Origin of the sequence: Labrenzia sp. PHM005 (assembly GCF_006517275.1) — a bacterium.
GTDB lineage: Bacteria > Pseudomonadota > Alphaproteobacteria > Rhizobiales > Stappiaceae > Roseibium.
In genome coordinates this window covers 1,239,248-1,251,926 of the sequence record NZ_CP041191.1, presented here as the reverse complement: position 1 = coordinate 1,251,926, position 12,679 = coordinate 1,239,248, and the positions used below count along the sequence as shown (strand labels likewise).

At 55.0% G+C, this 12,679-nt stretch carries 16 protein-coding genes; 13 read left to right on the top strand and 3 right to left on the bottom strand.

The genetic code is table 11. From position 1 onward, the window contains the following. The first annotated feature begins 268 nt into the window (after positions 1 to 268). The 12 genes from FJ695_RS05615 to FJ695_RS05560 all read left to right on the top strand — a co-directional run bounded on the left by FJ695_RS05615 (position 269) and on the right by FJ695_RS05560 (position 10,574). Positions 269 to 1,138 carry an SMP-30/gluconolactonase/LRE family protein gene (locus tag FJ695_RS05615; RefSeq protein WP_141184528.1) on the top strand — a complete coding sequence of 290 codons (870 nt, stop codon included), beginning with the start codon at positions 269 to 271 and terminating at the stop codon, positions 1,136 to 1,138. A gap of 20 nt (positions 1,139 to 1,158) precedes the next feature. Next, on the top strand, positions 1,159 to 2,190 hold the full coding sequence (locus FJ695_RS05610; RefSeq protein WP_141184527.1) for a sugar ABC transporter substrate-binding protein: 1,032 nt from the start codon (positions 1,159 to 1,161) through the stop codon (positions 2,188 to 2,190). Between the two features lie 79 nt (positions 2,191 to 2,269). Next, positions 2,270 to 3,805 (top strand): sugar ABC transporter ATP-binding protein, encoded by a 1,536-nt coding sequence (locus FJ695_RS05605; RefSeq protein ID WP_141184526.1) that lies wholly within the window; start codon positions 2,270 to 2,272, stop codon positions 3,803 to 3,805. Next, positions 3,802 to 4,779, top strand: coding sequence for an ABC transporter permease (locus FJ695_RS05600; protein WP_141184525.1), 978 nt, complete (start codon positions 3,802 to 3,804; stop codon positions 4,777 to 4,779). Before FJ695_RS05605 ends, FJ695_RS05600 begins: the two co-directional genes overlap by 4 nt. A 10-nt stretch (positions 4,780 to 4,789) precedes the next feature. Then, on the top strand, positions 4,790 to 5,578 hold the full coding sequence (locus tag FJ695_RS05595) for an SDR family NAD(P)-dependent oxidoreductase (protein WP_141184524.1): 789 nt from the start codon (positions 4,790 to 4,792) through the stop codon (positions 5,576 to 5,578). Positions 5,579 to 5,601: 23 nt separating this feature from the next. Next, positions 5,602 to 6,096, top strand: coding sequence for a lactoylglutathione lyase family protein (locus tag FJ695_RS05590; RefSeq protein WP_141184523.1), 495 nt, complete (start codon positions 5,602 to 5,604; stop codon positions 6,094 to 6,096). Further along, positions 6,089 to 7,117, top strand: coding sequence for a C-terminal binding protein (locus FJ695_RS05585; RefSeq protein WP_141184522.1), 1,029 nt, complete (start codon positions 6,089 to 6,091; stop codon positions 7,115 to 7,117). The genes FJ695_RS05590 and FJ695_RS05585 overlap by 8 nt, the downstream gene beginning before the upstream one ends. Positions 7,118 to 7,135: 18 nt before the next feature. After that, entirely contained in the window at positions 7,136 to 7,807 is a 672-nt protein-coding gene (locus FJ695_RS05580; protein WP_141184521.1) for an RraA family protein, read from the top strand. Continuing rightward, positions 7,788 to 8,708 (top strand): 2-dehydro-3-deoxygalactonokinase, encoded by a 921-nt coding sequence (locus FJ695_RS05575; RefSeq protein ID WP_141184520.1) that lies wholly within the window; start codon positions 7,788 to 7,790, stop codon positions 8,706 to 8,708. Before FJ695_RS05580 ends, FJ695_RS05575 begins: the two co-directional genes overlap by 20 nt. Further along, positions 8,705 to 9,337 (top strand): 2-dehydro-3-deoxy-6-phosphogalactonate aldolase, encoded by a 633-nt coding sequence (locus FJ695_RS05570; protein WP_141184519.1) that lies wholly within the window; start codon positions 8,705 to 8,707, stop codon positions 9,335 to 9,337. Before FJ695_RS05575 ends, FJ695_RS05570 begins: the two co-directional genes overlap by 4 nt. Beyond that, positions 9,334 to 10,038, top strand: a complete 705-nt coding sequence (locus FJ695_RS05565) for an SDR family NAD(P)-dependent oxidoreductase (protein WP_141184518.1) — start codon at positions 9,334 to 9,336, stop codon at positions 10,036 to 10,038. Before FJ695_RS05570 ends, FJ695_RS05565 begins: the two co-directional genes overlap by 4 nt. An 11-nt stretch (positions 10,039 to 10,049) precedes the next feature. Further along, complete coding sequence (locus FJ695_RS05560) at positions 10,050 to 10,574, top strand: 2,4'-dihydroxyacetophenone dioxygenase family protein (RefSeq protein ID WP_371708974.1); 525 nt, start codon at positions 10,050 to 10,052, stop codon at positions 10,572 to 10,574. A gap of 359 nt (positions 10,575 to 10,933) precedes the next feature. Here the strand turns inward: FJ695_RS05560 and FJ695_RS05555 are convergent, their stop codons facing one another. Then, positions 10,934 to 11,293: a hypothetical protein gene (locus FJ695_RS05555; protein ID WP_141184516.1), complete on the bottom strand. Its 360-nt coding sequence runs from the start codon at positions 11,291 to 11,293 to the stop codon at positions 10,934 to 10,936. 172 nt (positions 11,294 to 11,465) lie between these two features. On the opposite strand from FJ695_RS05555, the gene FJ695_RS27955 reads away from it, so the two are divergent. Beyond that, the gene (locus FJ695_RS27955) at positions 11,466 to 11,627 is read left to right on the top strand and encodes a hypothetical protein (protein ID WP_168206270.1); all 162 of its coding nucleotides are present in this window, start codon (positions 11,466 to 11,468) and stop codon (positions 11,625 to 11,627) included. Positions 11,628 to 11,852: 225 nt separating this feature from the next. Here FJ695_RS27955 and FJ695_RS27950 read toward each other — a convergent pair whose 3' ends face one another. Together FJ695_RS27950 and FJ695_RS05550 are read right to left on the bottom strand one after the other, a co-directional pair. After that, positions 11,853 to 12,107 carry a hypothetical protein gene (locus FJ695_RS27950; protein WP_168206269.1) on the bottom strand — a complete coding sequence of 85 codons (255 nt, stop codon included), beginning with the start codon at positions 12,105 to 12,107 and terminating at the stop codon, positions 11,853 to 11,855. 43 nt (positions 12,108 to 12,150) lie between these two features. Beyond that, positions 12,151 to 12,675, bottom strand: coding sequence for a hypothetical protein (locus tag FJ695_RS05550; protein WP_141184515.1), 525 nt, complete (start codon positions 12,673 to 12,675; stop codon positions 12,151 to 12,153). Between the last annotated feature and the right edge of the window lie 4 nt (positions 12,676 to 12,679).

Here is a 12,679-nt window from a genome sequence, read left to right as displayed (position 1 = left end):
TTTTACGGCGCAGTATATATTTATTTCTGAACAGGACTCAAACTGCGCCTCTAAACGTGGTGGCTATATTCAATAATTATTACAATTGTTTATTAGGAGTCGCCGCCTGTTGCGTTCGGATTTTCAAACATCAAATTACTTTGAATTATCCGCTGGAGAAAAATCGGAGCTTGCTCAAATACCAAATCTGGTATATCAGATGCCAAAGAAAATGGATGATGCTTGAGTAGGTGTCACCGCAGTTGCGAATTCTGGGAGGTAAATCGCAATGCAGGCCGAGTTGGTGCTCGATTGCAAAAACCATCACGGTGAGGGTGTTTTCTGGAACCCGCAGGACAAGCGTCTATGGTGGACAGACATCCATGGCGAAATGCTGTTGTCGTACGACCCGATTTCCGGAGATGCAAAGAACCACTCCATGCCAAGCCGCGTTGCCTGTTTTGCTCCTCGCAAAAACGGGGGGCTGATCGTGGCATTCGCTCAGTCCATAGTTTTGTTCGATCTGGACAAAGGCGCTCTGGACACCATCCATGATTTTGAGCCGGACAATCCCAACACCCGCTTGAACGATGGCCGAACGGACCGTCAGGGCAGGCTTATCGTAGGTGGCATGAACGAAGGCACAGGCGATGCCAATTCAACTGTTCTGCGCATTGATCACGATCTCACTGTCACCCCCATCATCGAAGGTGTGTCGTGCGCCAATTCGACCTGCTTCAGTGTCGATGGCAGCACCATGTACTTCACCGACACACCGGAAAAAACGATCCGAGCCTACCCGTACAATGTCACTGATGGTTCGCTTGGTCCAATGTCGCTTCACTGCGACATGAGCGGTGAGCCCGGTCTGCCGGACGGCTCTTGCGTCGATGCAGAGGGTGGGGTCTGGAATGCCGAATGGGAAGGGCGGCGGGTCATCCGCATTGCGCCGGATGGAACAATCGATCGCGTATTCGAAGTCCCGGTCTGGAAGCCGACCTGCTGCGCCTTTGGCGGCGAAAATCTCGACACGCTCTTTATCACAACTTCTCGCTTGGCAAGCCCGCAGGATGTCCTGGACCGCGAGCCGGCATCCGGCGGTCTTTTTGCCGTCAAACCCGGAGTGAATGGCGTTGAGGATGCGCCTTTTTCCGGATGAAACTACCTGGAGGAAAAGAAATGAAAACCAATTCCAAAATTCTATCTGCAACGCTTGCGCTAAGCATGTCAGCGTCCGTTGCATGGTCTGCGGCCTACAAAGATCCGGTCCCTATGAAAGACGGATCTCAGGCCTCAATCGCCGATCTGAAAAACGACGGTGACTTGCGTATTGCCTATATGCCGCCGGCAACAGAATTCAACTACTACATCGCCATCGGGGAAGGCATCAAAGCAGCCGCTGAAAGTGAAGACATCGAAGTGTTTATGCTGGCCCCACAATCAGGCGCAGACATCAACGGTCAGATGGGCATGATCCAGGATGTCATCACGCAAGATGTTGATGCCATCATCCTGTCGACGCACGATGAAGCCGCAGCAGCTCCGCTTGTTTCGCGTGCAGTGGAAAAAGGTATCGCAGTTGTCATTGTCAATTCCGATATCGCGGACTTCCCGACTCCCGTTCACGGCGTGGTCGGTTATTCGCAACGGGAAGGCACCCGCCAGATTGGCAAATATCTAAGTGAAATGTCCGGAGGCAGCCCGCTAAAAGTTGGGGTGATTGAGGGCCAGCCCGGCTATCACTCTACCGAGCGTGTCGGCGGCTTCCTTGACGGTATTGAAACCTCAAAAAACATTGAAGTTGTTGCCTCTATCGCAGGTGGGTGGAATGTTGAGGGCGGTAATATCGCCGGAATGGATTTGCTTCAGGCAAACCCGGATGTCGACGTTCTTTTTGCAGCTAATGACTACATGATCATGGGCGCGGCTCTTGCGTCCAAGGCGCTTGGAAAATCCGATCTTATCCTTCTCGGCAACGACGGCGATACAGCCGCTCTCGAAGAGATCAGCAACGGCAAGATCAAAGCAACCGTAAATACGCTGCCGTTCATCATGGGCGAGATCGCATTGGAAGTGACCCTCGATACCTTGAAGGGTGAATTCCCTGGCGGGTTCGTTCAGACCTCAACCATGATTACAGACGAGACCAATGTGCTGGATCTTTTGCAGGACCCGGACAGCCTCTACCCGAAACCGTCAAAAGAGTACTGAGACCTGCTCTGCCCGGTGGCGCTGATTGCGCCGCCGGTTCTCGACAGACAAGCGAAAGCCACCAAGACAGGCCAAAGCGATGACTGCTAAAGAACGAAAATCACAGCCTCTTTGGGAAGTGGTCGACCTGGTCAAACAATATCCAGGCGTCCTCGCCAATGACCGCATCTCGCTCAAACTCTTTGAAGGATCAATCCACGGCCTGCTTGGAGAAAACGGTTGTGGCAAGTCGACCTTGATCAAAATGCTGTCCGGCGTCCAGCAACCGGACACCGGCCGTATCCTGTGCAAAGGCAGCCAAGTCCAGTTGCACAGCCCCATCGACGCCCGGGCAAAAGGTATTGCCACCGTCTTTCAAGAATTCTCTATCGTTCCCTCACTGACGGTAGCCGAAAACATTTTCCTGGGGCGGCTCCCAAAAACAGCTCTAGGAACAGTCGATTGGCAAACCATGTACAGCGAGACACGAGCGGTCTTGGAGGACATGGATGTTAATCTCGATCCGGAGCAAATAACGGGCGACCTATCGGTTGCTCAGCAGCAGCTTGTAGAGATCGCAAAGGCATTGGCCTCCGACGCGAAGATGATCATTTTGGACGAGCCGACCGCCGCTCTTGGCTTGCCGGAAATCGATCACCTTCACAAGCTTTTACGCCGTATGCGCGAGCGTGGGTGTGCGATCCTTTATGTCTCCCACCGCCTAGATGAAGTTGAACGGATTGTCGATGAAGTCACCATTCTGCGTGGCGGCAAGGTCGTGCGCGCCAGCGGAGAAACAGAAGTAACCGTCGGCGATATTGTTGCAGCGATGATCGGCGAGGATGTCGAAGAACACTATCCGAAGATCAACAATTCCCGCGAGGAAATCATCCTCGAAGCCAAGGACCTTTCGACCGACCGCGGTGTAAACGGCGCAAGCTTTTCGGTGCGCGTTGGCGAAGTCTTGGGGCTGGGCGGAGTGCTAGGTTCCGGCCGGACGGAAATTGCGCTCGGCCTTTTCGGGGTTGACCGATTGACCGCCGGAGAAGTTCTGATTCACGGCAAAAGGGTCAAAATCAGGAGCCCGAAAGACGCCATCAAAGCAGGCATGGCCCTGGTTTCTGAAAATCGGAAATTCGACGGCCTCTTCCCGAACTTCTTTGCAGGTGGAAATGTCACGACCGCAGGGCTTGGAAAGATCACCAAGGCCGGGTTTCTTGACCTTCCACGCGAAGCTCAGGTCACCACAGACTACATTCGGGACCTGGAGATTTCAAAGCAAGCCGACAGCAAATCAATCGCTCTTCTGTCCGGCGGTAACCAGCAAAAAGTCATTCTCGCCCGCTGGCTGTTTTCGGACGCTGACATTTTGATCTTCGATGAACCAACTCAGGGCATCGACGTTGGTGCAAAGCTCGCCGTTTACCGGTTGATCAATGACCTCACTGCTCAAGGCAAGTCGATCATTTTGATCAGTTCCGACCATGACGAATTGCTCGCAATGAGCGACCGCATTGCAACGGTTCACCATGGACAAGTCACAGCTATCTCAGATGCCGCCAACTTGACGCACGCCGATCTCGTCAAGGCCTCATCTGACCAGAACTCTATTGAAATTCAGGAGACAGCGGCATGAAACGTATTTTCGACGCCCAGCTGCTCGGGCCTCTCTTCGCTCTGATAACCGTCGTCTTGCTTGTAGCCTTGACGACAGACCGCTTCCTAAATCCAGGGAACCTGTCGAACCTCGCCTTGCAGGTTAGCATCGTCGCTTTGATTGCGATCGGCGCAACTGTAGTCATCATCACCGCAGGCATCGACCTAAGCTCCGGCTCAATGGTGGCGCTTCTCACCTTGATCTTGGCGGAATTCTTGAAGTTTCTCGGGCTTCCGCTTCCAATCGCCATAGTGATGGTCCTGGGCTGCGGTGTTGCCTTCGGCCTTCTCAATGGTGTTTTGAGCGCTTACCTCAGAATTCCGTCGTTCATCACCACACTTGCCGGGTTAATAGCCTTCCGCGGTTTGGCTTTGATGTTCAACAATGGATCGCCCGTGTTTTCGCTCGATCCGAATCTGGAACCACTGTTTTACGGTTCGTTCCTGGGTATTCCACTGCCGTTCTATTATCTGGTGTTCTTCTTTGGCCTTGCCGCCATTCTCATGAATTACTCCAAGCTTGGCCGCGAGATATACGCCATTGGCGGCAATCCTTCGGCTGCTGCCCTTTCTGGGATCAACGTTAAACGCGTTCAGACCTACGCCTTTGCTATTGCAGGCTTCATGACGGCGGTTGGCGCCATCCTGATGGCTGCCCGCCTAAATTCCGGATCTCCCAACTACGGCCAGACCCTGGAGCTTCAGGCCATTGCGGCAGCCGTTGTTGGTGGCGCTTCTTTGGCAGGGGGGCGCGGCAATGTGCTGGCAACTTTGATCGGCGCCCTAACCATCGTAGTGGTTCAAAACGCCCTGAACCTCAATGCTGTTCCGACCTCCGTTCAGAACATCGTGCTCGGTGTGATTATTCTAGCGGCGGTCGGTGTCGACATGTGGCGCAATGAACTCTCCAGCCGGATCCGCTGCCTGTTCTCTTTTCCGCAAGTCAATCAGTAAGAGCCGGCCAATGGATCTCGATCTCAAAAACAAACGTATTCTTGTCACAGGTTCTGGTGCCGGTATCGGCAAAGCAACCGCCAAGGCGTTCTTGCAAGACGGGGCTGAAGTCATCGTCAATGGTCTGACGGAGGCGGAAGTTGCGTCCTGTGTTGCGGATTTGGAACCCTTTGGAAAAGTCAACGGCTTTGCTGCTGACCTTTCCAAAACGCCGGACGCCGAAGCCTTGTACGACTTTGCCACCGCGGAAGGTTCGATTGATGTTTTGGTCAATAATGTCGGGATCTTTTCGGTCAAACCATTCGAAGACCTGACCGACGATGAGTGGCTCTCCTACTTCAACATCAATGTGTTGAGCGCCGTTCGCCTGGCGCGGAGAGTCTTGCCGGATATGCTGTCCCGCAATGCCGGAGCAGTTGTGAACTTGGCCAGCGAAGCTGCAGTCAAACCTCTTCCCCAAATGGTTCACTACTCTGTCACCAAGACAGCGATGCTTGGCCTCACGCGCGGCCTTGCGGAATTGACCAAAGGGACAGGCGTCCGGGTGAACTCGGTCCTGCCTGGCCCAACCTGGACGGAAGGTGTTCAAAGCTATTTTGAAGGCCTTGCCGAACAAAAGTCTGAGCCGATCGACGAGATCGTCTCGAACTATTTCAAGAATGACGAACCGACATCCCTCATCCAGCGCTTTATCGAACCGGACGAAGTCGCCCGGATGATTGCTTTTGTCGCGTCCTCAAAAGCTGCAAACGGCGCGGGGTACCGCATCGAAGGCGGCATCATCAGAAGCATTCTCTAACACTGAAATAAACGGAGCAAACCATGCCTGCACTTACCTTCTCCCACATCGGCATCACCGTTCCCGACCTGGAAAAGGCCGTCGAATTCTATTCTAAAGCCTTTGGCCTTTACGTCATCATGCCACCAACCGAGATCAAGCACGATGAAAGCGCGATCGGTCAAATGTGCGACGACGTCTTTGGCGAAGGCTGGGGTTCTTTCCGGATCGCGCACCTTGCCATGGGTGACGGTGTCGGGATCGAGTTGTTCGAATTCCCCAACACGGTCGAGGAAGAGCGTCCCTTCGAATACTGGCGCCGCGGCCTGTTCCATTTCTGTGTTCAGGACGAGAATCTGGAAGAGCGTGTCAAGATCATCGAGGAACTTGGCGGCAAGCAGCGCATGAACCAGGTCCGCAAATACTACCCGGACGAAAAGCCGTACCGGATGGTCTACATGGAAGATCCATTCGGCAACATCTTCGAACTCTACAGCCATTCTTATGAACTGACTTACTCGGCTGGCGCGTATGTCTAATACGCTCGGCAAATTCTGGCGGGATGACCGGCCCAAAGTCGTAATCACCGACTATGATTTCGGTGACATCGACGTTGAGCGGGAAATCCTGGAAGCTGTGGGGGCCGAAGTCATCGGCCTCCAGAGCAAGAAAGAGGAAGACCTCTTTGAAGCCGCGCGCGACTGCGCTGCCATGATCAACCAGTATGCGCGGGTCGGACGTGACACGATTTCGCGCATGGAAAAATGCGAAGTGATCGCCCGCTACGGCGTTGGCGTCGACATTGTTGACGTCGAGGCGGCAACACAGCGCAACATTCTCGTGACCAACGTTCTGGACTATTGCACCGAAGAAGTTGCTGATCATGCCATCGCGCTCTGGCTCACGCTGGCCCGGAAGCTGCCGGATTATGATCGTGCAACCCATCAGGGCATTTGGCGCTGGCAGAGCGGGCAACCGGTGAACCGTGTCCGCGGCCGCACGATGGGTGTCGTGTCTTTTGGAAAAATAGGTCAGGCAATTGCACACCGGGCCCAGGCCTTCGGTGCGAAAGTCATTGCCTATGACCCGTTCCTTCCAGAAGCAATTGCAAAAGAGCATGGGGTCGAGCTGGTTTCCAAAGACGAGCTTTTGAAACGCAGCGACTACATCCTGATGCAGGCGCCGATGACGCCGGAAACGCGCCACTTCCTGTCTGATGCAGAGTTTACTGCCATGAAACCGGGGGCAATTCTGGTGAATACCGGCCGTGGTCCAACTGTCGACAATGCAGCGCTGTACCGTGCTCTAACGGATGGCGACCTCGCCGCAGCCGGTCTGGATGACCCGGAAGAAGAACCGGCAAAGCGGGTGAACTGGAACCCTGCTGACAATCCGCTCTTTACCCTGCCAAACGTCATGGTGACCCCGCATTCGGCTTACTACTCCGAGGAGTCAATCCTGGCGGCCCGCACCACCGCAGCAACACAAGTTGCCAAAGTTCTCACAAAACAAACGCCGGATTACCCGGTGAACGCAGACGCTCTCAAGCAATCTGCTTAACCCTAGGACTGACTAGTAATGCTTAAAGAATTCAACGACTTTGAACGCCGTCCAGACCTTCTGGAAAAATTCGACAAGGTCATCCAGGCTTACTCCGCAACGGCCATTTTCGCTGACGTTCAGTACCGAACTGGCGTCATGGACAGCGGCATCAAACCTGCTTTCAAGGCAAAAGTCACCGGACAGGCGATCACGGTTCAGTTGTCCAAGGGCGATCTCGTCGACCCGCTCAAGGCGCTTGAAATGGGGCACCCGGGCGATGTCATCGTGGTTGACGCTGGCGGCGACGTGAACACATCTGTGTGTGGTGGCCTGATGGGCGGTCTGGCCCAAAACCGCGGCATCCGCGCAATGATCGTTGACGGTGCGGGCCGCGACACGGACGAGCTGGAAGACATCAACTGGCCGATCTGGACCCGTGCGATCACCCCGCGTGGTACGCACACCATGTTCTCCGGCCGCAAAGAAGAACTGTCCATCAATGTGCCGATCGCTTGCGGCGGTGTTGTGGTCAACCCAGGCGACTTTATCGTTGCGGACCTGATGGGTGTCACCGTCATCCCGCTGGCCAAGGCCGAGGAAATCGTCAAGCTCGCTCAGGAGCAGGCTGACCGCGAAGAGGAAACCCGTAAGTGGGTTGCCCAAGGCAAAACCGTCGAGGACCTTCTCAATGAATTCGGCCGCATCTGATCCTGTCTTGATCGGCATGGATTGGGGAACCTCTTCACTCCGTGCCTTTCTGATCGGCTCTGATGGCGAAGTTTTGGATGTGATTTCCACCTCCCAGGGGATCATGCACGTGGAAGACCGGGATTTTGACTCGGTCTTCCACGACCTTATCCAGCCATGGACCGCCACCAGATCCTTGCCGGTCATCGCATCCGGTATGATCACTAGCCGCAACGGCTGGCTTGAGACGCCTTATGTAAATGTCCCCTCTGGGCCCGATGATCTCGCCAGCGCCCTGGTGCCGTTCGAAACGTCCAAAGGCGTCCAACTGTGTTTCGTTACCGGCATGACGACCGAGCACAATGGCGCTCCTGATGTCATGCGCGGCGAGGAAACTCAGATCGTCGGGGCGTCCGCCGCCGGACTTGGTGATGGCGTTTATGTCATGCCAGGCACCCACAACAAGTGGATCACGGTCACCGGTGACCGGATCGACGACTATATGACCTATATGACCGGGGAGCTCTTCGGCACGCTGAAGTCGCACACCATCCTCGGCACTCTGATGGAAGACGGCCCTTTCAATGAGGTCGGTTTCCGCTTGGGTGTTCAGGCGGGCCTGACATCAGGGGACAATCTGCTGCATGAACTTTTCCATGTGCGGACCATGCCGCTTTTTGGAAAGATCTCCGAGGACATGTCGGCCGATTACCTTTCCGGCATGCTGATTGGTGCTGAAGTCAAATATGCAGCAAGAGAAGTCGATGCCGATCAGCAGGTGACGATTGTGGGCAGAGGTGATCTGGCGGACCGTTATGAGATCGCACTGGCCGTCGCTGGCATCAGCAGCCGCAGGGCACCGGACAATATTGTCGCTCGCGGTCATTTCTTGATCGCAAAATCTGCAGGATTGATTTCATGAATTTGTGGGAAGAGGCCATATCCGACAATCCAATGATCGCGATCCTGCGCGGCCTGGCGCCCGAACAGGCGCTGGATGTTGCCGACGCGCTCGTTGATGCGGGGTTCCGGATCATTGAGGTTCCGCTCAATTCTCCGGATCCGCTTACGTCAATTTCGCTGATCGCCAAGAAATATGGCGACCGGATTGTCATTGGAGCAGGGACTGTACTGACACCGGGCAACGTGGATGCGGTCGTTGATGCCGGCGGGAAAATCATTGTTGCTCCGAACATGAAGCCCACCGTTGGAGAAAGAGCCGTGGAGCTGGGTGCCAAATGGTGTCCGGGCGTCTTGTCTCCGACCGAGGCCTTCGATGCCTTGGAAATTGGCGCATCCGTCTTGAAATTTTTTCCAGCTGAACTGGTTCCACCCAAGGCAATTGCAGCCATGCGCGCTGTTCTTCCAAAAGACGCAATCGTTGCTGCGGTCGGGGGCATAACGCCGGAAACAATGGAGAGCTATTTCAAAGCAGGTTCCAACAGTTTCGGCCTCGGCTCAGCACTATATAAGCCAAGCTACTCGGTGAATAATATTGCCAAGCGTGCGCAAGCCTTTGTGGCAGCCTACCGGGAGATGGCATTAACATGACCAAAACTGTTTTGATCACGGGCGGGACGCGGGGTATCGGCGCTGGTATCGCAGAAGTTCTCGTGCGGGCCGGCTGGAAAGTCATAGCGGCTGGCGTCTCGGAAACGGAGATTGCCGAGTTTAAGGGGAGCCCGGACATCGACTTGCGTCTGCTTGACGTCACCGATGACAGCTCTGTTGCGCAGGTGTTTTCCTCGATCGATAAGCTGGACGCCCTAGTCAACTGCGCCGGCATCCTGGTCCGTGACAGAGAGTACGAACTCGACGTCTTTCAAAAGGTCCTTGAGGTAAACCTGACCGGCACCATGCGCTGTTGTCTGGCCGCCCATCCGCTTTTGGGCAAATCAGGCGGTGCCATTGTCAACACCGCGTCCATGCTCAGCACCTTTGGTGGCCCTTTGGTTCCAGCCTATTCGGCTTCCAAGGGCGGTGTCGCGCAGCTGACAAAGGCACTTGCCGCCAAATGGGCCGCAGACAACATTCGTGTCAACGCGATTGCACCGGGCTGGATCGAAACGGAAATGACACAAGGCCTGCGTGACAATTCGGATCGCAATTCGGCGATCATGAACCGAACACCGCTAAACCGCTGGGGACAGCCGGAAGAAGTTGGCAACCTGGTGAAATGGTTGCTGTCATCGGAAGCAAGTTTTGTCACCGGTGCGGTTTACCCGGTCGATGGCGGTTATCTTGCCGTTTGAGGAGAAAGCAATTGCCAATAGAAAAAGATACAGATCCGCGCACACCCTACCAGCTGCCGTTTCCCAAGGACGCCTTGCAGGAAATCGTCATTCCCGACGCCATACCGGAAGATGACCGGCTCTGGGTGCCGCAGGCGGAAAACGTCTGGTTCCGCCCTCTGTGCCTCAACAGATCCCAAGGCTATTGGATGAACCTTTTGAAGGTGCGCAAGGCCGGGGTTCTGTCCCGCCATCGGCACCCGCAACCGGTTCATGGTTTCGTCTTGAAAGGCCGCTGGCATTATCTGGAACATGATTGGGTGGCTGAGGCGGGCGGTTATGTCTACGAACCGCCAGGAGAAACCCACACGCTTGTTGTTCCCGAAGACGTCGAAGAAATGATCACCTTCTTCCAGGTGAACGGTGTCATGTGTTACGTCGACCCCTACGGTGAAGTTCTCGGTTATGAAGACGTCTTCACCAAGATCGACATGTGCCGCAAACACTTTGCGGAGGTTGGTCTCGGCGAAGATTATGTCGAGCACTTCCTAAGATAGGTGCAAGAAAATGGCGACCTTAAGAGACAAATAGATTTCTGCTGCTCTCCTTTTGGTGAGCGTATGCAAGCAAACTTGATGCTATGAACATCTGAAAAATAAACATAATCAACATCCTAACGTGCTCGGAAAACACCACGTATGTCCATGTCCCGCGGTCGCGAATATACCCGTGGGATGGAGAGCCTCTGAAAGGACCCGCGCAGTTTTTGGTGAAGTCCAAGAGCTGGAAGACAGAGGTTCGTTGTTGTGAACATGACCTTGACAATGATCCTGACACACATTCCTGCAGCGCGCAGGTCCGTGTCTTGCGGTCGCGAATAGCCCCGTAAGACAGGGCCTTTCTAAAAGGATCCTGGTCAGGCGCTGATTTGTTGACTACCCATTTCACTGAGGATGAATTCCAACCCGCCTCCCGGTTTGGTCAACTCAGCTTCGGTTGCCCGCTCTATTGTTTCAGTCGTAAGCCAATCCATGACCACCTTGGCTCGCTCTATGCCTAGTCTCATGAGGTCATTCTCCCAACGTTGTTGCGCTTTCTTTCTAAAAACTTCAAACCGGGATTGAGATCGTCCACCTTTAAGAGGAAGTAGAAAGGATTGCTGTCTTTGTTGGTTTGTTCCCTTCAAGAGCCGGTTGGTGCCTGTCCGCTTGTTCAGTTTGACGTGCTGAAATGGAGGCATTTCAGAACGGTCAGCTTCGATGGGTTTGGATCTCATTATTGCGACCTTCAAGATCGCAAGATTGAGACTTTAAAGGTCGCAGATCTGGGACCGTTTCAAGCTCGCATGCAGGTCCCTCTCCAGACTTCATACCTTCATCCCAATCTTTGACAAAAGCCCGAAATTTCGACCAATTCGGCAAGTAAGCCGTACGGTGGGATTTACCGCCATGGCTTTTCTTTTCGATCAGCCCGAGTTCATCAAGCTCATTCGTTGCCCGGATCACAGCGGCGCGGCTGATCTTCAGAAGTTTAATGAGCCTCCCAATGCTCGGGTCACATTGACCGGTGCATTTGTTGAAATGATCGATGATAATTACGCCTGGTACTAGCCCCTCCCACCCCCGCATAAAACAAAAAGGGGGTGTAGATTAGTGGATCAAGGGAGGTTTGAGGTTACACATCCCCCAATAAGCAATTTCTTTAATCAGACCGCCATCCAATCACATTCAGCCTTGCACTTTGGAATATTGAAACGGCTATACCTGCCGCGAGAAGGACGGTGAGACATAGGGCTCAAAAATATGAGCTGTCTGATGGCCACCTGTACTACCCGTTCAAATCAGGGCAGTATTGTCGATGGTTCGGCGCAGCCAGACCAGGCCTGGGTCCTGCCCGGCAGCAGCCGTTCGCTCGCCTTCAGTCCGCATTTCAAGAATGCCGCCCTCGAAGCGGAGGTCGAAACCATGCATTGAATGGGCACGCACCACAGCCGGTCGCCCGCTTTGCCGGTAAGGTCGGGAGGGCGGCTGATCGTGCCCGTAATGTGGCGAGCAGGCCGCATTTGCATCCTGGATTTGCATACCGGCCATGCGGGCTGGTTGCGTAAGGCCTCATCCGGCTTGGCGGATGATATCACCGTGACGCTGGCACGCGGGCTTTCAGACAGGCGCATCCCTGCATGTCTCCGGCGCACAGCGCATCCAGCCAGGCGTCGAGCGCATCGGACAGGATGCGCTGCTGACTGTGCCCGCTCTGTACGGCGACAGTCAGAAGCCGGCGCTTCTGTTCCGCCGTCAGCCGCGCTTCGACCCGGTGCAGGCGGTCCATGCCGGCATGGGGATCGGCGGGCCATGTCACCTCAGCGCCTTGACAACAGCCGCCGTCGGCGGCGTCCGCGGGGAGGGGCTCCGCAACCGGTGTGGCTTGTGCGGGTTCACGGGCTTGGGCTCTGGCCGCATCGATTGCGGGAGCTTTTCGCAGCAGGACGGCCCGGGCCGGCAGGTCGGCACCGGTGGCGTCGCGGCGTTCGCCCGGACCCGATGGTTCCGGCGCGGGTGCATCGACATAGTTGGCACCGGCAAAGGCCGAGGGCAGAGCGGGCGAGGCCTCGCCCTTGCGGGCCAGAAGCCCGGCATGAAGACTGGCGTAGCGGCTCATAGTA

What these genes read in the sequence shown, in the direction of transcription:
- FJ695_RS05615 (WP_141184528.1), top strand. Translation starts at nt 269, where the DNA reads ATGCAGGCCGAGTTGGTGCTCGATTGCAAAAACCATCACGGTGAGGGT.
- FJ695_RS05610 (WP_141184527.1), top strand. Translation starts at nt 1,159, where the DNA reads ATGAAAACCAATTCCAAAATTCTATCTGCAACGCTTGCGCTAAGCATG.
- FJ695_RS05605 (WP_141184526.1), top strand. Translation starts at nt 2,270, where the DNA reads ATGACTGCTAAAGAACGAAAATCACAGCCTCTTTGGGAAGTGGTCGAC.
- FJ695_RS05600 (WP_141184525.1), top strand. Translation starts at nt 3,802, where the DNA reads ATGAAACGTATTTTCGACGCCCAGCTGCTCGGGCCTCTCTTCGCTCTG.
- FJ695_RS05595 (WP_141184524.1), top strand. Translation starts at nt 4,790, where the DNA reads ATGGATCTCGATCTCAAAAACAAACGTATTCTTGTCACAGGTTCTGGT.
- FJ695_RS05590 (WP_141184523.1), top strand. Translation starts at nt 5,602, where the DNA reads ATGCCTGCACTTACCTTCTCCCACATCGGCATCACCGTTCCCGACCTG.
- FJ695_RS05585 (WP_141184522.1), top strand. Translation starts at nt 6,089, where the DNA reads ATGTCTAATACGCTCGGCAAATTCTGGCGGGATGACCGGCCCAAAGTC.
- FJ695_RS05580 (WP_141184521.1), top strand. Translation starts at nt 7,136, where the DNA reads ATGCTTAAAGAATTCAACGACTTTGAACGCCGTCCAGACCTTCTGGAA.
- FJ695_RS05575 (WP_141184520.1), top strand. Translation starts at nt 7,788, where the DNA reads ATGAATTCGGCCGCATCTGATCCTGTCTTGATCGGCATGGATTGGGGA.
- FJ695_RS05570 (WP_141184519.1), top strand. Translation starts at nt 8,705, where the DNA reads ATGAATTTGTGGGAAGAGGCCATATCCGACAATCCAATGATCGCGATC.
- FJ695_RS05565 (WP_141184518.1), top strand. Translation starts at nt 9,334, where the DNA reads ATGACCAAAACTGTTTTGATCACGGGCGGGACGCGGGGTATCGGCGCT.
- FJ695_RS05555 (WP_141184516.1), bottom strand. Translation starts at nt 11,293, where the DNA reads ATGAGATCCAAACCCATCGAAGCTGACCGTTCTGAAATGCCTCCATTT.
- FJ695_RS27955 (WP_168206270.1), top strand. Translation starts at nt 11,466, where the DNA reads ATGGCTTTTCTTTTCGATCAGCCCGAGTTCATCAAGCTCATTCGTTGC.
- FJ695_RS27950 (WP_168206269.1), bottom strand. Translation starts at nt 12,107, where the DNA reads ATGGCCGGTATGCAAATCCAGGATGCAAATGCGGCCTGCTCGCCACAT.
- FJ695_RS05550 (WP_141184515.1), bottom strand. Translation starts at nt 12,675, where the DNA reads ATGAGCCGCTACGCCAGTCTTCATGCCGGGCTTCTGGCCCGCAAGGGC.